Source organism: Arthrobacter sp. MDT2-3 (assembly GCF_059090465.1).
In genome coordinates, this window is record NZ_JBNHFS010000002.1 from 772,733 (window position 1) to 792,566 (window position 19,834).

A 19,834-nucleotide genomic window follows, 5' to 3' on the forward strand; every position below is an offset into this window, starting at 1 on the left:
AAAAGGGCGCCTAACCGGACTTACTGGAGACGGCCCGGCCGCCCGTTCTTCCTTGCCCTGTCCGTTTTAACAGTGGTGGTTCTCCTGGCTGGGGCGACCGGAGCGTGGCTTGCAACGAAAGCCTCGGTAATACAGTCAGAACTTGAGGCAGCGACGCAATTGATTGCTCCTCTGAAAGAACATATCGCCAGTGACAACGTAGATGAAGCGTCGGCGGCAGTGGAGCAAATTCGGGTTCACACTTCGGCCGCCAAGGATTCGGCGAATGATCCGGTCTGGTCCTTGGCGTCAAGCCTGCCCGGCCTGGGTCCGAACTTTGGTGCTGTTGCCGAGGTTGCCCGTTCTGCCGACGACGTAGCGACCCTAGGCCTAAAACCGCTGGTCGAGGTCTACAGCTCCCTTAATTGGGAAGTGTTGCTTCCTAATAGTTCGGGGACCGACCTGAGGCCTTTGGAATCGGGCTCCCCAAAGATATCTTCCGCTGCTCATGCCGTTCGCCTTTCTTCCGAGAGATTAAACACCCTCGATGCAAGCGCATTGATGCCAGAAGTTGCCGACCCGCTGATTCGTACGCGAGTTCAGCTAGAAGAAGTCGCTAGCGCGCTCGATGCAGCCGCCAGCGCGGGAGAGTTGACGCCGGGAATGCTGGGTGCCCAAACTCCACGAAACTATCTACTGATGATTCAAAACAATGCTGAGGCGCGAGCTTCTGGTGGTATTCCAGGGGCTCTTGCTGTGCTGAATTTGGATAACGGCAAACTGACCCTAGGGACCCAAAGCAGCGCAACTGAGATCGGCATCATGGAGCCGACACTTACCGTTGAATCCGAGCAGCAACAGATCTACTCCGGACGCCTGGGTAAGTACATGCAGGACGTGAACCTGACACCTGATTTCCCCACAGCTGCTAGCACCGCTCATGCCATGTGGGAACAAAAAACTGGACAGCGCCTTGACGGCGTCATTTCGATTGATCCCGTCACCTTGGGATACATTTTGGATGAAATCGGGCCGGTGAGCCTCACAACAACAGAGCTCGTCAACTTGGGAGGGAATGACCTGCCCACGGAGCTTACGGGACAAAATGTGGTCCAGACCTTGCTCTCGGATGTCTATGCAAAGATCGAGCAACCGGCCCTTCAGGACGCTTACTTCGCAGCCGTAGCCAACGAGATATTTTCTGCTCTTTCCGACGGCAAAGCCAACGCCAAGGGACTGATTGATAGCCTCACTCGCGGGACCCAGGAAGGCCGGGTTCTGCTATGGTCAACTGCGGCCGCCGAACAGTCGATTATCGCAAAGTACCCTATAAGTGGATCCGTCTCTGGGCCCAGCGTGTCATCTGCTCAATTTGGTGTCTACTTCAACGACGGGACTGGCGCAAAGATGGACTACTACGTGAAGCGAACAGTCCAGCTCGTAAAGGAATGCCCGCGGGATGGCTACGAGCAAACAACTGTTCGCGTCACCAGTACGAACACTGCCCCTGCTGATGCTGCTACTTCCCTGCCGGCGTATGTTACCGGCGGGGGAAACTTCGGAGTGCCGCCGGGGTCAGTACAAACGAACATAGTGGCCTACGGCCCGGTCCAAGCGCAGGTGGAAACGGCGAAACTGGATGGGCGGAAGACGGAGTTTGCGCCCTATTTGCACAGCAATAGGCCGGTAGGCGTTTTGGCTATACGGCTAGCGCCAGGAGAAAGCCAGACGGTGGACTTCACCTTTGGAAAGATCGTTCAGCACACGGAGCCTAACTTGGTTGTCACGCCGACCGTTCAGGATGTAAACGACGTGACTTTGCCCACAGAAACTGTTGCTTGCAGCTAGATATGTGGACTCCGAGTTAACTCTATGTAAACCGACTGGATTGACATTGCTCACAAAGCGGATCAGGTGGTACCTTCTTTCTTGGGATCATTATCCGTAAGTTCCGCACAGGTCTCGTGTGGAGAGGAAAACTTCCTCAAAATCGGGTACACCAAAACTTAAACGTCTCCGGGGGGACACTCATGAAGAAAACTCTTGCAGCACTCGCGCTTGCCGGCTCCATCGCCCTGATTGGCTCGGCTCCTGCCGTTGCCAACACTTACCCTGCACTTCCGCCGAACGCGGCAGTTTCTGACGGCGTTGTAGGCCCTGGCGAAAACTTCGTCTTCCGCGGCCAGGGCTTCCGCGCCGGGGAACCGCTTATCATCCGCGTAACGCCCGGCCAGGCTCCTGCTTCCAACGGCGCCAACATCGCGGGCGGCCGTTCAGTAGCAGCACGAATCAGCGTTGTTGCCGAAGCTCAGACCCTGCGTACAACCGCTGACGCCCAGGGTGCTTTCTCCCTGCCCATCGCTATCAACGAAGCAGGCACCTACAGCCTTACCGCTGAAGGCGTAGAGTCCGGCGTTGTAGTCGGCCCCGTCACGGTTACGGTGGCAGCTTCCCTGGCCAACACCGGCGGCAACGCCGGTGGCGCTCCTCTGGCCAACACCGGCTCAGGCCTGGCCAACACTGGTGCGGACTCCGGCCTTGTCCTCTGGACCCTCGTGGGTGCAGGCGCACTGGCCGCAGGCGCAACCTCAGTTGTTGTCGTTCGTCGCCGCGCCAAGGCTGAGGTCGCTGCGTAACTGCACCAACTAGTAACCGCCGAAGAAGGTGGGTGTCCTCCAGAAAGGGAGAACACCCACCTTCTTCGTTTAAGGTTCCGAAAGAACTTAGCCGCCAGTGGGACGGCTTGGCTGTGGTATCAATATGAACTATGGGGAGACATTGGCGGCGAGCACCACGGCAATACGACTTCTCTCTACACCTACCCCGCCGTCAGATGCTCAGCTACGCCTTCCTGGCGCTGCTAGCGGTTGCTGCCCTTGGCATAGCAGCATTAGCCCTTCTGAGGACCTCCTGAGGGAGATGTGAAGCTTCTTAAGAACTACCGACTCTGGCGTCTGATCCTTATCGCCATGATGGTTCCACTGGCTCTCATCGCCTTCTGGCCCACCCCTGTGGACCAGCCAATCCAAGGCTTGCTGGCCCGGATCCTTCTATTCCTCCACCGGAACGGAATTCCGGACTGGTTTAGCTACCGTTTTGTAGAGGCTTCGGCCAATGTTGCGCTATTTATCCCCATCGGATTCGTAAGCTTGCTTGCTTTTCCAAAAAAGGCCTGGTGGCAAATAGGTGCTTTTGGCCTGCTGATTTCCGGATTTATTGAGCTGGGGCAACTCCTGTTTCTTCACGACCGCTTTGCAAGCCCAGGGGACCTTGTAACAAATGCGTCAGGGGCTGTCATTGGTGCGCTGCTGGTCACCGCCGCGCACCGAAAAATACAGGCCCGCCGCCTTCCGGCAGCAGGCCTGTAGGCAGTAGATAACGTCAGTTAGTTGACGAAGCCCTTCATCCAGGTCTTCAGGTCCTCGCCGAATTCAACACGCTCGGACGCGAGCGTGATGACGGCCTTCAGGTAGCTCAGTTTGTCTCCGGTATCGAAGCGGCGGCCCTTAAAGACCACTCCGTACACGCCGGAGCCTTCGCCCTCGCCGGCGGCCAGGGTCTGCAGGGCATCCGTCAGCTGGATCTCGCCGCCCCGGCCCGGCTCTGTCTTCTCCAGGATGCCGAACACTGCCGGGTGCAGCACGTAGCGGCCGATTACAGCCAGGTTGGAGGGAGCCTCCCCCGTGGCCGGCTTCTCCACCAGGCTGTTCACGCGGACGTAGTCTTCGCCGTCGACGGCGGTGATGTCTGCGCAGCCATAGGCGCTGATCTGGGACGGATCCACCTCGATCAGGGCGATCACGGAACCGCCGGTCTTCTGCTGCACCTCCATCATGGTGGTCAGCAGGTCCTCAGCCTCGTCAATGAGGTCGTCTCCCAGCAGCACGGCGAAAGGCTCATTGCCTACGTGCTGGCTGGCGCACAGCACCGCATGGCCCAAGCCCTTTGCCTCGCCCTGGCGGACGTAGTGGATGGGTCCCAGCTCGGAGGCGTACTGGACGGACTCCAGCTTGTCCTTGTCGCCCTTGAGCTCCAGCGCGCGCTCCAGGCCAGGCTCGCGGTCGAAGTGGTCCTCCAGGGAGCGCTTGTTCCGCCCCGTGATCATCAGGAGATCGGTGAGGCCGGACTTCACGGCTTCCTCAACCACGTACTGGATGGCCGGCCGGTCAACGACCGGCAACATTTCCTTCGGCATTGCCTTGGTGGCGGGCAGGAAGCGAGTCCCCAATCCGGCAGCAGGAATGACGGCTTTGGTGATAGCTTTCCCCGTAGTCATAGCTGAACCTTACAAATCAGCGGTGGATAAAGGCAATTTCTGCTTGGCCGCTGAGTTTTGATCAGCTTAACCACCGATGTTCCTGAGGTTCCGCACGATTCGTGGAGCAGAGCGCAGGAACCGGACCCATCTGGCCTGATGCTGCGAGAGCCGTCCCCGGAGCGACATGTCCGCGTAGATGTTCCCGCTCAGGAAGACGTCCGGCCGCGGGAAGACGGCCCGCCACAACATCTTTGGCTTCTGATGCCACGACGCCTGTGCGATGGCTATGAGCCTTGCACTCCCCGGTTCCTTGGCCATCAGCCGATTGCGCCATTCCGTGGATGGCTCCGGCCACTCCGGCAGAGCTTTTTCAGGGAGGAGATCCTCGAGAAAAGGCCGCATGGCCCCAAGGGAGTTAGTGGCGGTGGCGATGTTCAACACTGCGGACGCGCGCGATTGCCGTTCCGTGAGGTGGGCCAGGAATACGAGCTCCTGCCGGCAGGCAGGCAGATGAGGAGACCGGAGGGCGTGCAATGCAATGATTAGGATTCCCAGCGCTGCTGAAGGGATGCAAACCTCCTGTCCTGCAAGTTGCAAGCAATCTGTATTTTCCCACATCACCTCGAAACAGTCCGTTGCCGGACCTTCCATCCCCGGGAAGCGGAAGTGGACATCGATACAACACGGCCACTCCGGGTGGTGCAAGGTCACCGCGTGCTTCGGAAACGTTCTGCTGTCCGGATCAACGGGGCGTTCCCGCCAGCCCCGCTCCCGCAGGCCTTGCACCATGTGTTCCAGATTGGAGGGTGTGACGAAAACGTCCACGTCGGTTGACGTTTTAGGCTGGCGCAGCCCTTGTATCACGCTGGCCGGCCCTTTGATGAAGAAGGCACGGATACCCAGGCTTTCCGCTACCCGTGCCACCAAGGTGTGGCACAGGAGTACACCCTCAGGAATGCTGAGCTGGGCTTGATTGGCCGCGTCCGACATATCCCTAGTCCTTGGCCCTGCGCCCGCTGGCCAAGGCTTCCAGGACATCCTCAGCCCCGCTGTCCTGCGCGAGGATGACGGGCGGCGGCTCGACTCCCAATGCCGGCGCTGGCCGCGGCGCAGCGGTGTACGTTCCGTAGTACGTGTAGGCATCCGTTCCCTTGGTTGGCACGTAATTGAGCACCGCCCCCAGGATCCTGCCCTTGACCTTCTCGAGGTTCCCCAGGGACTGTGCCAGCTGCTCCTGGGTAGTCCTGCCCGTCCGGATCACCACGATGGCGCCGTCTGCTGCGCGGGAGAGGACGGCGGCGTCGGTGACCGGCAGCAGGGGCGGGGCGTCGATCAAAACGATGGCATCTTCGGCCAACGCGTTGAGCATGTTTTTCATAGCCCGGGACCCCAGCAGCTCACTGGGGTTCGGCGGGATCCGGCCGGAGCCAAGGACTGAAAGGTTCGGCAGCGCACCCCAGGGCTGGAGGACATCCGCCAGCTTCGCGGTGCCGGTGAGGACATCGGTGACCCCTGCTCCCGGAACCAGGTTGAAAACATCCACCAGCGTGGGCCGGCGGAGGTCGCCGTCGACCACCACCACGTTTTCTCCCGCGGCCGCCATGGTGACCGCCAGGTTGGCCGTGACGGTGGACTTGCCTTCTGACTGCACTGAACTGGTGACCACGATGATCCGCGGCGGCTGGTCCACGTCGAGGAAGCTGATATTCGTGCGCAGCTCCCGCAGGGCCTCTCCCATAGCCCCGCCGGCGTCGTGGACCTGCACTCCTGTGCCGGCGTCCAGGATGGTGCTCCTCTGGTCCAGGCGGTGGTCCACGGGAAGGGTGCCGATCACGGGGAGGCCGAAGATCCGTTCGATTTCCGCGGCCTTCCGGATGCGTCGGTCCAGGTGCCGCCGGATCACCGCGTAGGCCACACCGAGGGCCAGTCCGACGAGTGCACCCAGGGCGAGGTTGAGTTTGAGGTTGGGTGACGTGGGGCTCGTGGGCAGGACGGCCTTGCCCAGCGGAAGTACCCGGACAGCAGTTGCCGTGGTGTTTGCCGGCGACTCCGCGCCGGGCGTTGCTGCGGTGCCGGACTGAGCAGCTGCTTCGCCCGCAGGTGCCGTTTCGATCGCCTCCACCTGGGCGGCGAGGCCGTTGACCCAGGCATCGGCAACGCGTTGTGCGGTGGCAGGGTCCGTAGACTGGGCAGTCACCCGGATTTCGGCAGTGTCCAGCGGAACCTTCACGCTGATGCTGCCCAGGAGGGCGTCTGCACTGGTGTTCAGCTCCAGCGCTTGGATGACTCGGTCCGCCACAAGCCGGGACTTCGCCACCGACTCGTAGTTCTTGACCTTGGCCTTGGCCAGGCTGTCCCCCGCGAGTGACAGGCTTACGTTGTCCGAGCCCGGCGTGACCACGATGCCGCTGGAGTCCGAGGCGTAGATCTTGGGCTGCAGGACGGTCCAGCCCACGGCCGCTAGGGTGGCCAGCAGGGTGAAGGCGACAATCGCCTTCCAGTAGGCCCGAAGCATGCGGAGGTAGTCCGTCAGGTCCATGCCAACGGGCGCTTCCGGGGGCGCGGCTGTGGTGCTCACAGTGGTTCCTTCCACTCAAGTTCTTTGTTTCCTGGCCTGGTCTTCCTGGCCGAAATGCTGCTTCGGGCGGTTCCCCACCCGTTGGGGGCTATTCGCCGCCCTGTTCCAAAACTGACGCAGCGATGAGCTGCTGCACGGCTAGGGCGACGGCGTCCCGGTAGCCTTCCGGCGTGCCGTGCACCTCCCCTACGGCTTCAGCGAGCTGGTCCGGCGGGAGCGCAGTGGCCGATGCTGCCCAGATGGCCGGGCCGATCCCGCTGAGCCGGACGATCTGGTTGTCCAGCATCACCAGCAGATCGTCGCCTATAGCGACGGCATCCTTTGCTGCTGCCCTTCGGATGTAGCGGTCCGGAATGGGTCCCGGCCGGGTACCTGCTGCGCGCGTTTCCCATTCAGGCTCTGCCCCGTGCCGTTTTTGCGGCTGGGTCCTGAACAGGGGGTCCAGGGCTGCCGGCAGATCGGAGGCTTCCGAGTAGGTCACCTGCCAGACTCCCCCAACGCTGTCTATCAGGCGGCGGAGCGACTGCAGCGGCTCCCGGAGGTCCCCTTGCGAGGACGAGTCCGGGATCAGGGCGAGTACCGCATCGGCCAGCGGAACCTTCTCCAGCACAGGGGCTGCAGGCGGCTCGCTTTGAACACGGTTGAGGAGAACGATCGACTGGATGAAGGGCATGGCTGGAGCTGGCTGAAGGCCAAGCTCGCCCGGTCCCACCTGGCGTTTGGGTGCACCCGGCCCCTGCTTTATAGACAGCGGCTTGGGATACGGAACCACCGAGCCGTCCGGGCGGATGGCCACCGTTTCGTCCGTGACATACCCATAGATCTTGGCCAGCATGGACGCCGCGGTGGTTTTTCCCGTTCCCGATTTCGCCACGAGCGCCACCACCGCCCCCGTGGCCGGGTGGGCCAGCCCGCAGGCGTGAAGCATTGTCAACTTACCCGCATTGGCCAGGATGGCTTCCACCGTGAGCCGGGACGTGAGGCTCTCAGCCAGCTCCTCAAAGGAGGCGGCCCGCACGTGGAACATCCCGCCGTCGTGCTTCAGCGACCTGCCGATGACTGCAGCGGTGAACGGCAGGTTGTCCGTGGGCTCCATTGGCGGCGGCGGAAGCACGGGCTCGCGGCTGCTGGCACAGCGCGCCCACGCCGAATTCATGCTTTCCCGCTGCTGCCGAGTGACCGCGCGGCCCCAGCGGACAGTGAACTGCCTTCCCAGGACCTCCAGGCGCAGCAGGTCACTGCCTCGTGCCAATTCCTCGAAGAGACGTTGCTTCCACGCCACAACTGCGTTTCCCATGGTTCCCGCGGCCCTCTACAGTTAGCGCGACGCGTCGGGGGCGGCCTCAATCAGGCGCTGGGCCTCGAGGCTGGCGAGGAAGCGTTCCACCTGGGACTGCATCTGTCCTGCCTGATCCTCGAAGGTGGCCTCAAGTTCAGCAAGGATGGACTGCTGTGTTCGCCGGCCGTCGATCAGGTCCCAGATAGTCGCAGCTGTGCCTTCCAGGACCACGGGCCGGGTTGCGTCCAGATGGAGCAGGGCAACCCGCCCCTGGTGTTCGGTGCGGGCTTCGGCCACCAGGCCGCCTCGTTTCCAGACCATTATGCGTAGGTGATCGAGAAGGTCGAGGTCGTGACAATCGCCGGTGACCCGGCAATGGTGGCTGTAAGGGTAACGGTGTAAGTAAAAGTCCCCCTCGTTGCAGTCTCGGTGTACCTGAATCCACCCAAAGAGACGCGCAGTGCGTGGGCTCCAGGTGTGGTCGGCAAAGTGCCTGCGAACGTGGTGTTCTTTTTGTTTTGAGGGATAGAGGTGGTCCCGGTGCCAACCGAGACAGACCCTATTTGGACCAATGCCTTCTGGTTCTGCGCCTGCGATTCAATGACGATTGTGTAGGAGACCGACGACCCCGTATTCACACTTCCGGTCTCGATGTCGAAGCCAGTTGGGCCTGTACCTGAGGCTGCAGTGGCTCCGGTTAGCGTGATTGGAACGGGAGACCCTAGCGTTACCGACGCGGCGATCCCTGATGCCGCTGCCGCCGGAGCGGCGATAGCAGTCGCGATAACCGGCAAAGACCACGCCACTCCCTTGACTACCCTGCGGCGGCTGAAACCGTTTTCTTCGCCGCTAGTGACTTTCTCGTTCAAAACCTCAGACAATGACGCCCCCGTTGTAGTCTTCAACCGCGGCCGGCCTTTAAGGAGCGGCAGCGGGAGTTGGGCCGGGCACGTTTGCCCGGCCCTGTCTACTCTTCCGAACGAGACTTAAGAATCCTGCAACCAACCTGCAAGGTTGGGTCAAGATCTTCTGTGAGGGGCTGTATGGCCTGGTTCACCACGTGCGCGGGTAAGGATCGGACTCGGCCGCGAAGGTGGTCCCGCCTTCATCTGTCACCATCTGATCTGATTCCCTCAGGCTTGTTGACGCGGAACAGTCATCGCATCGGCCAACAAATTGGTGGGGGCAGGCCGCAAGGTTGATGCCGTCCCCAGTGGATGATCTGGTTCGCATGGATCCCGCCGTTCCTGAATCACCCCGGGTTCGCCGGAGGACACACTGTTTCAGCTGCCGCGATGAATGGTGCCGGCGAGTGCTGCGGTGGGATTCTTCGCGAAGGCTCCCACCTCGCCGGCACTTCCCAGTAGACAACCAAGCGAAGCGGGAAACACGAGTAGGCGATACCCGTTCCTTCAGGCCCACCGTACCCACCTAAGCCCAGCTATGCGGTTCCACCTAAGCCCCTACAGGCTTGTCCAGGCTCAACCCTCCAAAACCGCGAAAAGCCCCACCCTCGATCGAGGATGGGGCTCTTCGCTGCTTTGTTAACCCTCGCAGGCGATACCGTCGGAGTCCGCGTCCAGCGCGGAGCGATAGCCAGGCTGCCAGCTGTAGAGTGGCGCTTTCCCTGCATTACGCACCGCAGTGCAGTTCGCATAGTAGACCGGAGCGGGGGCCGGGGCAGGGGCGGGAGCTGGAGCCGGGGCAGGGGCGGGAGCCGGGGCAGGGGCAGGAGCCGGTGCGGGCTTGTACGCGTCGGACGCGTACTCGACGCTCACGCTGCCGGAGCGCCACGTGATGCGGCCACCCTGGTAGTCCTGCGAGTAGCCACCACCACTGGCACCGTATTCATTGGTAGTCGGGTAACCCAGGCGGCCGCCTTCGGAGCCTTGGCCCACCCAGGCACCCCTGATGCCACCGGTCATGACGCGCGCGCCCGAAGCGGGAGACCAGACAACTTCTCCGCCTTGGAAGTACTGCTTCGCGCCGCCTCCGACAAGGCCACCGACCTCATCCGAGGTGGGGTAACCCAGTCCGCTGTTAGGCCCGCCGGCGTTGATCCACGTCTGGCCGATGCCGCCCTTGATGAAGCGGGAGCCGGTGGCAGGCGACCAGACGATCTGCCCGTACTGGAACGCCTGCGTGACGCCTCCGTTAGCGGTGGCGTACTCGTCCGTGGTGGGGTAGCCAAGGCCACTGAGCGGGCCGCCGACCTTGTCCCACGTAGCGCCGATGCCACCCTTGGTGATGCGGGAGCCCGTTGCCGCGTTCCAGGAAATTTTCCCGTACTGGAACCCCTGCATTACACCGCCGGGCATCGGAGCGTACTCATCAGTTGTTGGATAACCGAGGCCACTGAGCGGGCCACCTGCATTGTCCCAGGTGACACCGATGCCGCCCTTCGTGATCCTCGAACCCGTTGCAGGATTCCAGGAGATCTTTCCGAACTGGAAGTTCTGCATCACGCCGCCAGCCATCGGGGCGTACTCGTCAGAGGTGGGGTAGCCGAGATCGCTGTTTTGGGCACCGATCGAATTCCATACAGTGTTGATGCCGCCGATGACCATGTAGGCGCCATACTGCTGGAGGTAGGCGATAGTGCCGCGCTCAAAGAGCTGGTAGGCCCCGCCGAATCGCTGACCCGCGAACTCCTGGGAGGTGGGAGAACCCAACACCCCTGCTGCTGTTGCATGTTTGTCGGCAATAGCGCCTTGCACCAAGTACGTTCTATCGGCAGTCGGCTCGGAGGTGCCGGCCTTCTCCGGGTAGTACAGCGTGTCGTAGCCGCAGCTTCCGAGGGACAGGATCCGCTCAATCCCGTAATACTCGTCTTGATCCACAGCCAGATTCCAGCGGTACTTAACCTTCAGCCAGGCTGTCGCGTACCTGCACCAAACTGTTGGGTCTGCGGGTAGCCAGCCGGTTGGGTCATGATCGCTCTTGCTCTGGTTGATAGCCGAAGGTACGGCTTCCAACGATTCGTCGATCACCATGTCATTCGCGAAGGCGCGGCGCTGCTCCGGTGTCCAGTATGCAGCGCCCGAGTCCCAGGCTTCCGACAGGGCAACAAAATGATCGATCTCGATGGCGGAGGCATCGTACGCTGTGCCTCCGCCGTACCAACCAGTCCACTGACCGGCGGTTACTGTGCAGCCTGCACCGACCGTTGCCGGGACCTGCGATTCTGCAATCAGGACTTCTTTGCGCGTGTGGCAGCCATTCCCATCAGCATCAATCCAATGCTCAAACAGGTCCCGGTCGTACTGCACCGTTGACTCAGGCAGAATCTTCAGCGAGCCCAAGAGCCCGGAGACCTGGCCGAACGTGGTGCCGGACTCGCTGGCCGCGTTCAGGCTTTCAGCCGAGGCCACCTGAGGTGCTTCCGATGTTACGTGCGGCGCCGGTTCCGCAGTGGCAACTGCGGGCGCGTTGGGCTCTTCCGTCAGTGCTGGCTTGCTTGCCTCTGCCGCGGGAGGCGCCACCGGGGTTTCAGCCGAAGCCGTTCCCGTTTCCGTGGGTGCACTGGTCGGTTCCGTAACCTGCTCGTTGGTTACAGGTGTTGGTGCTGCGATGGCCGGTGCAACAGATCCGATACTGGATGCTGCGATGGCAAGTGAAGCAGCGGCGGCGAGAAGCCGCCTCTGAGAGACCCCCATGTTGATTCTTTCTCATAATGCTGCGACGGCGCATCGATGGGACGTTTGGATCGTTAGGCAGAAGTGACGGACGCATTACTTCTGTTGCAGATGCTGATTTGGTGACGAAGCTCGTCACACGTCAACCCATTGATTTGCCGCTTACCCGGCCTGATAGTGCTTACCTACTCCGTGCAGCGTGCTTTGGACTGGTTGATCCAGCCTTGCCAACTCTGCCGAAAATGGATCAAGATCCCCGCAGCCTAAACGCAGGGTTCGCTCAAGATCCGCCCAGAATGCCCGCCCCACCAGCTCGGGCACCTGCAGGCTCAGCCCCGGAACTGCGGCTCGCGTTTCTCCTGGAACGCCCGGAAACCCTCGGCATAATCGTCCGTCTTGCAAAGCCGCGCCTGCTCCACGTTCTCCTCCTGCATGGCCTCCCACAGGCCCAGGCGCTGGTCGCGGATGTGGGCCACCAGCTCCTTGCTGGCGGTAAAGGCACCAGTGGCGCCGCGGGCCACCTTCGCCACAATCCCCCGCGTCGTCTCCAGCAACTCATCCGCCGGCATGGCACGGCTGAACAGCCCCTGCGCCACTGCCTCGGTGCCGCTGATCAGCTCCGCCGTGTAGATCAGGTCCAGCGTCCGGTGCATCCCCAGCCGCTCGGTGAAGTACCAGTGCCCGCCCGAATCCAGCGTCGCGCCCAGCTTGGCGAACGGGGACCCAAACTTCGCGTTCTCCGCCACGTACACCACGTCCGTGGCCAGCAGCAGGCCCAGCCCCACGCCGAGGCAAGCACCGTGGGCGGCCGCGAACGTAGGAGCCGGGAACGCACTCATCTTCTTCAGCAGCGGCTCCACCAGCCCGCCCAGGTACGCGGCGGCGTCGTCACTCTCCGGCGTCACGTTTTGGATGTCCCGGCCCGCGCAGAAGGCGCGGCCCTCTCCCCTCAGCAGCAACGCCCGCACCTCACCGCGGGAGGCGGCGGCAGCAGCGTCGTCGTACGCCTGGGACAAATCCGCCAGCGCCTGCTCATCCAGCGAGTTCAGCTTGTGCGGAGCGTTCAGGACCACTTCGGCCACGCCGCTGCTGATGGAGAGGGAAATCATGGAACTCCTTAAAGTTGAAGAGGCTTAGACGTCGAAGTCGACGGTGACTTCCTTGCTGGTGGGGTGGCTCTGGCAGGTCAGCACGTACCCCTTGTCCAGCTCATCCTGCTCCAGCGCGTAGTTTTCGTCCATGGTCACGCTGCCAGTGACCACCTTGGCCCGGCACGTGCCGCACACTCCACCGGCGCACGCGAACGGAACATCCGGGCGGACACGCAGCGCGGCGTTCAGGATGGACTCGCGGGCGTGCGTGGGGCTGGCCACGTCACCCTGCAGGCCGTCCAGCTTGAACGTGATCTTGTACGTCTCCTTGGACTCGTCCACCACCACGGGACGGCCCGCGTGCCCCTCCGGCTTGTCCGGCTTGCCGGACGTGAACAGCTCGAACCGGATGTTTTCCGGCTTCACGCCGCGCTCGGCCAGGGTGTCCCGGCAGAGCTGCACCAGCTCGAACGGCCCGCAGAGGAACCACTCGTCCACGTCGTCCGCGTGGATGGCGGTGCCCAGCAGCTGCTGGAGCTTCTCGGCGTCGATCCTGCCGCTCAGGAGCGGTGCGATCCGCTGCTCGCGGGACAGCACGTGGTGGATGGCCAGCCGCTGCGGGTACTTGTCCTTCAGGTCCGCCAGCTCCTCCAGGAACATCACGTCCATGGCGGCCTTGTTGGCGTAGATCAGGTCGAACCGGGACTCCGGGTTGGCGGCCAGCAGCGTGCGGGCGATGGCGATCACCGGGGTGATGCCGCTGCCGGCGGCGATGGCCACAAAGCTGGCTTCCCCGTGGGAGGCGACGTCCCCCGCCAGCTCCTCCGGGTTGTTCATGGAGTTCATCCGGTTCTGCTCCACCGCCTGGCCGTCCCGGCCGTGCCGCGACACAAACGCGCCCATGGGGCTCATCACGTCCAGCGTGTCCCCGGCCTTCAGCTCGGCGTTGGCCCAGGTGGAGAACAGCCCGCCCAGGTCCTTTTTCACCGCCACCCGGATCTCGCTGCTGCCGTCCGCGAAGCTGCGCGGCTCGGCGCAGATGGAGTAGCTGCGGCGCACCTCGTGCAGCTCGCCGGTCTCATCCGGGAGCTTGGTGCGCAGGGCCACGTACTGGCCGGGCAGGTAGTCGAACTGGCCGGCGAGCTCTTTGGGGACGTGGAAGGCCACCTCGATGGCGTCCTCGGTGAGCCGGCGCACCTCCTTCACGGCGAGGGTGTGGAAGGACGGACGACGGCGGCCGGTGGCCTGCGCCGTTTCGGCGGCAGTCTGGCGGACAACAGGCATGGGGCTTCCTTACAGCACTTTGAAGTAGTCGAACGGTTCCTTGCAGTCCTGGCACACATACAGCGCCTTGCAGGAGGTGGAGCCGAAGCGGGTGAGTTCCTTGGTATTCAGGGACGAGCACTGGGGGCACTTCACGGCCATGCTCAGGCGGATGGGGCCGGCGTGGCGGGCTGCTCCTGCCTTGCCCGACGGCGGGGCGATGCCGTACTCCTGCAGCTTCTGCTTTCCAGCGTCCGTCATCCAGTCCGTGGTCCACGCCGGGGCGAGCACCAGGTCCACCTCGACATCTGTGTAGCCCTCTTTTCCGAAGGCTGCCTTGAGGTCGTCGCGGATGGCGTCCATGGCCGGGCAGCCCGAGTAGGTGGGGGTGATGGTGACCCTGACGTGGTCTCCTGCCACCTGCACGTCCCGCAGGATCCCCAGGTCCTCGATGGTGAGCACGGGGATCTCCGGATCGCAGACGGTAGCGGCGATGTCCCACGCCTGTTGCCGCGGGGTGCGGGTCCGGGTTTCAAAGTCAGAGATGTACATGGCCTTCACCAGCTTGCTCCGGGATGCTCGCGGGCCAGCACCTGCATCTCGGCCAGGATGTAGCCCAGGTGCTCCGAGTGCCTGCCGTGCCGGCCGCCGCCGGGGGCCGCCGGGACGTCCGGCACCTCGAGTTCGGCTTCTTTGAGGACTTCGCCGGTAAGGCGGTCAAAGTCCTCGCGCAGGCTGGAAGGCGCGACGGCGGCACCCGCCCCGGCAAGCCTTTGCGTTAGCTCGTCGTCCTGGAACAGTTCGTTGACGTACGGCCACATCAGCCGCAGGCCGTGGATCATCCTTCTGCGCGACTCCTCGGTGCCGCCAGCCAGGCGGAGGATCCACTGGGCACTGTGGTCCCGGTGGTAGTCCACTTCCTTCACGGCCTTGGCCGCGATGGCGGCGAGCGTAGCATCTGTTGATTCCGTCAAGCGGCGGTAGAGCTCGAACTGGTAGTAGCTCACGATGAACTGCCGGGCGATGGTTACCGCGAAGTCGCCGTTGGGCTGCTCGAACAGCTGGACACTGCGGAACTCGTGCTCGCGGCGGAAGTAGGCGAGGTCATCCTCGCTCTTCCCCCAGGCGCCGCCGGCATAGCTGAGGAAACTCCGGGCATGGCCCAGCTGGTCCAGGGCGATGTTGCCCAGGGCCACATCCTCCTCCAGCTCAGGGGCGCGGGAAATCCAGTGGCCCAGGCGCTGGGCGAGGATCAGGGCGTCGTCGCCGAGGCGCAGCGCGTATTCTGCGACGTCCTCTGACGGCTTGGCCACGCCGGTGCGGACCTCGAGCGCGATGTCCTCCGGGCGGAGGGCATTGCCGGGGGTGATGCGGGTTGCGCTTGCGTTAGAGTCACCGCCTGCCACGCCGGTGGAGATGTCGCCGTGGCCGGTGGTGGTTTCGTTAGCAGGGGCCACGCCGGCGAGGGACCCGCTGCGAGCTTGCGAGCTGTGGGAGCCGGTGGGGATCACAGGTGCTTTACCCCTTCGCTCTTGGTGTAGTACGTGGCGTGCCGGTAGTCCTTGCCCTGGGGCGATTCGAAGAACGAGCCCTTGGCATCGGGATCGCTGGCGGCAATGGCGTCGGCGGGGACAACCCAGATGGAGACGCCTTCGTTGCGGCGGGTGTAGAGGTCGCGGGCGTTGCGCAGGGCCATGGCGGCATCCGGTGCGTGCAGGCTTCCGGCGTGGACGTGGCTCAGCCCGCGGCTGGACCTTACGAACACTTCCCACAGGCCCCAGGCGCCGCGGTCCGCGTGGCTTGCGGCAGGCTGGATCGAGGGAACCTGGTTCTCGGAGGCCGGGGTTGTTGCGGCGGCCTTGGCCTCGGTGGCGGCTGCCTCCGGGGTGGGGGCGCCGGCCGGAACCTGCTCCGCGCCGCGGATTACTTCACTGGCCGAACTTGCGGGGACTTCCGGGTTGCCGTGGGGGCTCATGCTGCGTATTCCTTCGTCTTCATTGACTCTTTTGCCCGCTGTTTGTCCGCGTAAGCGGAAGCTGCCTGGCGGACCCAGGCGCCGTCGTCGTGCGCTTCCCTGCGGCGTTCCAAACGCTGGGAATTGCAGGGGCCGCGGCCGGCCAGGACTTCCTGGAACTCGTGCCAGTCCAGCGGGCCGTGCTCCCACTTCCTGGTGTCCTCGTTGTAGCGGATCTGGTCATCCGGGAGGGTGAGGCCCAGGACCCTGACCTGCTCGACCATCATGCCCACGAAGCGGCTGCGGAGTTCATCGTTGCTGAAGCGCTTGATGTTCCATGCCATGGACTGCTTGGAGTTGGGCGAATCGTCGTCCGGCGGGCCGAACATCATCAGGGACGGGGCGTACCAGCGGTTCACGGCGTCCTGGGCCATCTGCTTCTGCTCGGGGGTGCCGTTGGAGAGTTCGAGGAGGATCTCGAAGCCCTGGCGCTGATGGAAGGACTCTTCCTTGCAGATGCGGACCATGGCGCGGCCGTAGGGGCCGTAGGAGGCGCGGCACAGCGGGACCTGGTTGCAGATGGCGGCACCGTCCACCAGCCAGCCGATGGCACCCATGTCCGCCCAGGTCAGCGCCGGGTAGTTGAAGATGCTCGAGTACCTCGCCTTGCCGGCGATGAGGTCTTCCATCATCTTGTCCCTTGTTTGGCCAAGGGTTTCGGCTGCGCTGTAGAGGTAGAGCCCGTGGCCGGCCTCGTCCTGGACCTTGGCCATGAGAATGGCCTTGCGCTTCAGGCTGGGGGCGCGGGAGATCCAGTTGGCCTCCGGCTGCATTCCGATGATCTCGGAGTGCGCGTGCTGGGAGATCTGGCGCAGCAGCGTCTTGCGGTACGGCGCCGGCATCCAGTCTTTGGGCTCGATGCGGGAATCCTCGGCCATGACCCGGTCAAAGTTGGCCTTGCCTGCCGCTTCTTCCGCCGAGAACTCCTCCGGGGATAGCTCAGCTGGCACTGACTGCAAGTTCTGCGCTGCCATGGTTGCTCCTATGCAAAGACCTACTGGGACGTGCCGAATTATTTACCGACCGTTCGTTCAGGATATGCGGAAGCGTTCCTGACCGTCAAGCGTGGTACCGCCCCTGCGACGCCCCATCACCTCCCGCACCCTTTCCCCCAACGCCCCATCACCTCCCGCACCCTTTCCCCGAACGCCCCATCACGTCCCGCACCCTTTTCCCGAACGCGCCATCACCTCCCTCACCCCTTTGCCGAACGCCCCATCACCTCTCGCACGAGGCGAGCGCCGCCGTCGTACGTTCCTGCCCATGCACCCCTCACCTGGACCTTGGCGACTCGGAAATCCACTTTCGATGCGTCAGGTCTTATGCTCAGGTTTGGTCTGACGATCTTTGCTCCCGGTTGCACCGGGCTTTTTTGGGGGATGTATGGGAAACGAAGGTACTGCAGTTGCTCGGAAGCATGTAGGGCTGGCCCGGTGGGCAGCTGCCTCCATTGCACTGCTAGCGATGGGGCTGGCCGGATGCACGCAAACTGAGGCTCCAGTCCCAGCACACTCGGCCACCGCCACACCGGAAGTGTCACCGGTCGGCAATGGAAAGCCTTCCCTACGCGGGGAAGCGGTGGCCGACTCGTTCGGCAACGTGGATTACTACACCACGGTCTCCGGCGACACCCTCGCCAGCGTGGCTGCCGCTTACAACCTCTCAGAGGCAAAGGTCGCTGAATTCAACGGACTCCAGCGAAATTCACCCGTGAGTCCGGGTACAAAACTCCGGTTGATTCCCGCTGAACCGATGATTGGGGCAAAGGGCGTTGCCACAGTTGACGCGACCGGCATCCCAACCAGTTACAAGATAGAAACCGGTGACACCCTGAGTGGCATTACGTACCGGTTCAACCTAACCCCGGAGCAATTAGCCGAAGCCAACAAGGTCCCGTTCACCTACGAAAAAGGCGGCACCTACTTCATCCAGGCCGGACACGTTATCCAGCTGCAGAAAAACCCCGTGGACAGCCGATCAGGCAAGGGAACAACAGTCACCAACTCGTTCGGCCAGGCCATCTACTACACCACCGTGGACGGTGACTCTCTCGACAGCCTCGGATACAAATTCCGCTCCACTACCGAACAGATCCTGCTTTACAACCCGTCACTCGAGGCCAACGAGCCAATCCCGGCAGGACGCAAAGTGCGGTTGATACCCGGCGAACTCAAGATCGAGGGTGCGCAGGGCACGTTCACTGCCGATGCTGAAGGGATTCCACTCACTTACACCACAGCCCCCGGCGACACAGAGCGCCAAATCTCGTTCCGATTCAGCATCACCGACCTGCGAGCAGCCAACCGCCCGACCACCGGCACAGGGGGAACCTGGTACGAGTTTGTTGACCTGCCAACTGTCGAATTAGTACCCGGACAAACCATAAGCCTCGCGTTGGACAAGCCCATCAACAAGCCGGGCCTTTAGACCGCAGCGATCCAGCTACTGCGGTTACCTCTGCGGTTACCGCCGACCCTAAGGATTGGCCCCGTGAGGCCTCTCCCGGTTTGAGTTGCCAGTGGCGACGTAGATGGGTTCCCCGTTCTGGTTCACCGGGAAGCTTTCTATAACCTCACCTGATGCTGTCTCGATGATGCCCGCCGGGCCTGGGTTGGCGCTTTCCCTCCGATACCAGCACAGTGGAACGCATGAATTCGTTTACCGCGTCGCACGAAGATGGGTTTCTGCGGCTGCATTGGCGGCCAAGAGTGTTTGTCACTTACGAAATTGCAGTCCAGGCTGCCCGCACCCTGGAGGAACTCAGCGGCGGGCAGGCCATGCCCATTCTCGTGGATATCACCGGAGTGACCGGACTGAGCCCGGAGGCACGGGCAGGCATGATCGCCTACCGGGGTTTCTCCGTAGTGGCTCTCGTGGGTGACCATCCCATGGGCACCGTGCTCGCGGCATTCGCCCGGCAATCTCCCACTCCCTCCGCGTATTTCACCAGCCAACCGGAAGCCCTGCAATGGCTCTCCGAGCAGAACGGGCACATCATGGCATCCGGCGGTTCATCGACAACGGGTCTTTAGGAGACGCCGTGGAAGAGGACGCACATGATGACATCTTCGGGACCATCGAGCTTTCCGGGCAGATCCTGTGCCTGAAGTGGGCCCCCGGTGCCGTGGTCAGGGAAAGCGATGCGAAAGCACTCATGCAACGTGCCACCACCCTCAGTGCAGGGCGGACGCTTCCGCTGCTGGTTGAAATGACCGGCATGACATGGATTGACCGGCGTGCACAGGAAGCCTTCGCCTCCTCCTGGCCACTCACTCGGGCAGCAATCGTCGGAACCTCGGCCGTAGACGAAGCCATGGCAGGCTTCTACATGGCACGGCACCATCCGGCCCACCCCACCCGGTTCTTTACTTCCAAGGATGAAGCGCTTGCTTGGCTGACGGAAGATTCCGCGCAGCCGTAATCACCCTTTTCCTATCAAAACGTGCAGCCTACGATGAAGTCCTCGCGGCCCTTTCCCATAAAAAGGAGCCGAGGGCATAAAAACCGATCAGAAAGGAAACTGGCACCATGGCCGAAACTCCGAACCCGATCCAGATTCAAAAGTTCCTCGGCGGCGTGGACTATCCCGCAAGCCGTGAAGCCTTGCTGTCCAGTGCAAAGGACTCCGGTGCTGACAACAACGTGATCCAGGCCCTGGAAGCCATCCCCGACAAGGAGTACGACAGCCCCACGGCCGTCAGTTCAGCGGTTTCGGACAGTAACTCCTAGACCGGACC

The 19,834-nt window shown here is 62.7% G+C and carries 19 protein-coding genes; 7 read left to right on the forward strand and 12 right to left on the reverse strand.

Annotation, left to right across the window (positions count from 1 at the left end):
* The first annotated feature begins 72 nt into the window (after positions 1 to 72).
* The 3 genes from AC5RUQ_RS09225 to AC5RUQ_RS09235 all read left to right on the forward strand — a co-directional run bounded on the left by AC5RUQ_RS09225 (position 73) and on the right by AC5RUQ_RS09235 (position 3,347).
* Positions 73 to 1,827, forward strand: a complete 1,755-nt coding sequence (locus tag AC5RUQ_RS09225) for a DUF4012 domain-containing protein (protein WP_493946997.1) — start codon at positions 73 to 75, stop codon at positions 1,825 to 1,827.
* Positions 1,828 to 2,009: 182 nt separating this feature from the next.
* The gene (locus tag AC5RUQ_RS09230; protein WP_493946998.1) at positions 2,010 to 2,615 is read left to right on the forward strand and encodes an LPXTG cell wall anchor domain-containing protein; all 606 of its coding nucleotides are present in this window, start codon (positions 2,010 to 2,012) and stop codon (positions 2,613 to 2,615) included.
* A gap of 285 nt (positions 2,616 to 2,900) precedes the next feature.
* The gene (locus tag AC5RUQ_RS09235) at positions 2,901 to 3,347 is read left to right on the forward strand and encodes a VanZ family protein (RefSeq protein ID WP_493946999.1); all 447 of its coding nucleotides are present in this window, start codon (positions 2,901 to 2,903) and stop codon (positions 3,345 to 3,347) included.
* Between the two features lie 17 nt (positions 3,348 to 3,364).
* On the opposite strand, the gene galU is transcribed toward AC5RUQ_RS09235, so the two are convergent.
* The 12 genes from galU to paaA form a co-directional block, all read right to left on the reverse strand.
* Entirely contained in the window at positions 3,365 to 4,255 is an 891-nt protein-coding gene (galU, locus tag AC5RUQ_RS09240; RefSeq protein WP_493947000.1) for a UTP--glucose-1-phosphate uridylyltransferase GalU, read from the reverse strand.
* 66 nt (positions 4,256 to 4,321) lie between these two features.
* Positions 4,322 to 5,227, reverse strand: coding sequence for a nucleotidyltransferase family protein (locus AC5RUQ_RS09245; RefSeq protein ID WP_493947001.1), 906 nt, complete (start codon positions 5,225 to 5,227; stop codon positions 4,322 to 4,324).
* Positions 5,228 to 5,231: 4 nt separating this feature from the next.
* Positions 5,232 to 6,815, reverse strand: coding sequence for a tyrosine-protein kinase domain-containing protein (locus AC5RUQ_RS09250; RefSeq protein WP_493947002.1), 1,584 nt, complete (start codon positions 6,813 to 6,815; stop codon positions 5,232 to 5,234).
* An 88-nt stretch (positions 6,816 to 6,903) separates the two neighbouring features.
* Complete coding sequence (locus AC5RUQ_RS09255) at positions 6,904 to 8,112, reverse strand: hypothetical protein (RefSeq protein ID WP_493947003.1); 1,209 nt, start codon at positions 8,110 to 8,112, stop codon at positions 6,904 to 6,906.
* 21 nt (positions 8,113 to 8,133) lie between these two features.
* On the reverse strand, positions 8,134 to 8,415 hold the full coding sequence (locus AC5RUQ_RS09260; protein ID WP_493947005.1) for a PqqD family protein: 282 nt from the start codon (positions 8,413 to 8,415) through the stop codon (positions 8,134 to 8,136).
* Positions 8,416 to 9,638: 1,223 nt separating this feature from the next.
* Positions 9,639 to 11,750 (reverse strand): excalibur calcium-binding domain-containing protein, encoded by a 2,112-nt coding sequence (locus AC5RUQ_RS09265; RefSeq protein WP_493947006.1) that lies wholly within the window; start codon positions 11,748 to 11,750, stop codon positions 9,639 to 9,641.
* A gap of 308 nt (positions 11,751 to 12,058) precedes the next feature.
* Entirely contained in the window at positions 12,059 to 12,838 is a 780-nt protein-coding gene (locus tag AC5RUQ_RS09270) for an enoyl-CoA hydratase/isomerase family protein (RefSeq protein ID WP_493947007.1), read from the reverse strand.
* A 24-nt stretch (positions 12,839 to 12,862) separates the two neighbouring features.
* The gene (gene paaE / locus AC5RUQ_RS09275; protein WP_493947008.1) at positions 12,863 to 14,104 is read right to left on the reverse strand and encodes a 1,2-phenylacetyl-CoA epoxidase subunit PaaE; all 1,242 of its coding nucleotides are present in this window, start codon (positions 14,102 to 14,104) and stop codon (positions 12,863 to 12,865) included.
* Between the two features lie 9 nt (positions 14,105 to 14,113).
* Positions 14,114 to 14,635, reverse strand: a complete 522-nt coding sequence (gene paaD / locus AC5RUQ_RS09280; RefSeq protein WP_493947009.1) for a 1,2-phenylacetyl-CoA epoxidase subunit PaaD — start codon at positions 14,633 to 14,635, stop codon at positions 14,114 to 14,116.
* 5 nt (positions 14,636 to 14,640) lie between these two features.
* On the reverse strand, positions 14,641 to 15,540 hold the full coding sequence (paaC, locus tag AC5RUQ_RS09285) for a 1,2-phenylacetyl-CoA epoxidase subunit PaaC (protein WP_493947196.1): 900 nt from the start codon (positions 15,538 to 15,540) through the stop codon (positions 14,641 to 14,643).
* 50 nt (positions 15,541 to 15,590) lie between these two features.
* The gene (paaB, locus tag AC5RUQ_RS09290) at positions 15,591 to 16,058 is read right to left on the reverse strand and encodes a 1,2-phenylacetyl-CoA epoxidase subunit PaaB (protein ID WP_493947010.1); all 468 of its coding nucleotides are present in this window, start codon (positions 16,056 to 16,058) and stop codon (positions 15,591 to 15,593) included.
* The gene (gene paaA / locus AC5RUQ_RS09295; RefSeq protein ID WP_493947011.1) at positions 16,055 to 17,071 is read right to left on the reverse strand and encodes a 1,2-phenylacetyl-CoA epoxidase subunit PaaA; all 1,017 of its coding nucleotides are present in this window, start codon (positions 17,069 to 17,071) and stop codon (positions 16,055 to 16,057) included. The genes paaB and paaA overlap by 4 nt, the downstream gene beginning before the upstream one ends.
* 604 nt (positions 17,072 to 17,675) lie before the next feature.
* Between paaA and AC5RUQ_RS09300 the strand changes: the two genes are divergently transcribed.
* The 4 genes from AC5RUQ_RS09300 to AC5RUQ_RS09315 all read left to right on the forward strand — a co-directional run bounded on the left by AC5RUQ_RS09300 (position 17,676) and on the right by AC5RUQ_RS09315 (position 19,826).
* Positions 17,676 to 18,524 carry a LysM peptidoglycan-binding domain-containing protein gene (locus tag AC5RUQ_RS09300; protein WP_493947012.1) on the forward strand — a complete coding sequence of 283 codons (849 nt, stop codon included), beginning with the start codon at positions 17,676 to 17,678 and terminating at the stop codon, positions 18,522 to 18,524.
* Between the two features lie 221 nt (positions 18,525 to 18,745).
* Complete coding sequence (locus tag AC5RUQ_RS09305) at positions 18,746 to 19,129, forward strand: DUF7793 family protein (RefSeq protein WP_493947013.1); 384 nt, start codon at positions 18,746 to 18,748, stop codon at positions 19,127 to 19,129.
* Between the two features lie 8 nt (positions 19,130 to 19,137).
* On the forward strand, positions 19,138 to 19,518 hold the full coding sequence (locus tag AC5RUQ_RS09310) for a DUF7793 family protein (protein WP_493947014.1): 381 nt from the start codon (positions 19,138 to 19,140) through the stop codon (positions 19,516 to 19,518).
* 107 nt (positions 19,519 to 19,625) lie between these two features.
* Positions 19,626 to 19,826, forward strand: coding sequence for a DUF2795 domain-containing protein (locus tag AC5RUQ_RS09315; RefSeq protein ID WP_493947015.1), 201 nt, complete (start codon positions 19,626 to 19,628; stop codon positions 19,824 to 19,826).
* Positions 19,827 to 19,834 lie beyond the last annotated feature (8 nt).

Coding starts and splice junctions, on each gene's coding strand:
- paaB (WP_493947010.1), bottom strand. CDS start 16,058: ATGAGCCCCCACGGCAACCCGGAAGTCCCCGCAAGTTCGGCCAGTGAA.
- AC5RUQ_RS09245 (WP_493947001.1), bottom strand. CDS start 5,227: ATGTCGGACGCGGCCAATCAAGCCCAGCTCAGCATTCCTGAGGGTGTA.
- paaA (WP_493947011.1), bottom strand. CDS start 17,071: ATGGCAGCGCAGAACTTGCAGTCAGTGCCAGCTGAGCTATCCCCGGAG.
- AC5RUQ_RS09230 (WP_493946998.1), top strand. CDS start 2,010: ATGAAGAAAACTCTTGCAGCACTCGCGCTTGCCGGCTCCATCGCCCTG.
- galU (WP_493947000.1), bottom strand. CDS start 4,255: ATGACTACGGGGAAAGCTATCACCAAAGCCGTCATTCCTGCTGCCGGA.
- AC5RUQ_RS09270 (WP_493947007.1), bottom strand. CDS start 12,838: ATGATTTCCCTCTCCATCAGCAGCGGCGTGGCCGAAGTGGTCCTGAAC.
- AC5RUQ_RS09315 (WP_493947015.1), top strand. CDS start 19,626: ATGGCCGAAACTCCGAACCCGATCCAGATTCAAAAGTTCCTCGGCGGC.
- AC5RUQ_RS09305 (WP_493947013.1), top strand. CDS start 18,746: ATGAATTCGTTTACCGCGTCGCACGAAGATGGGTTTCTGCGGCTGCAT.
- paaD (WP_493947009.1), bottom strand. CDS start 14,635: ATGTACATCTCTGACTTTGAAACCCGGACCCGCACCCCGCGGCAACAG.
- AC5RUQ_RS09265 (WP_493947006.1), bottom strand. CDS start 11,750: ATGGGGGTCTCTCAGAGGCGGCTTCTCGCCGCCGCTGCTTCACTTGCC.
- AC5RUQ_RS09260 (WP_493947005.1), bottom strand. CDS start 8,415: ATGGTCTGGAAACGAGGCGGCCTGGTGGCCGAAGCCCGCACCGAACAC.
- AC5RUQ_RS09255 (WP_493947003.1), bottom strand. CDS start 8,112: ATGGGAAACGCAGTTGTGGCGTGGAAGCAACGTCTCTTCGAGGAATTG.
- paaE (WP_493947008.1), bottom strand. CDS start 14,104: ATGCCTGTTGTCCGCCAGACTGCCGCCGAAACGGCGCAGGCCACCGGC.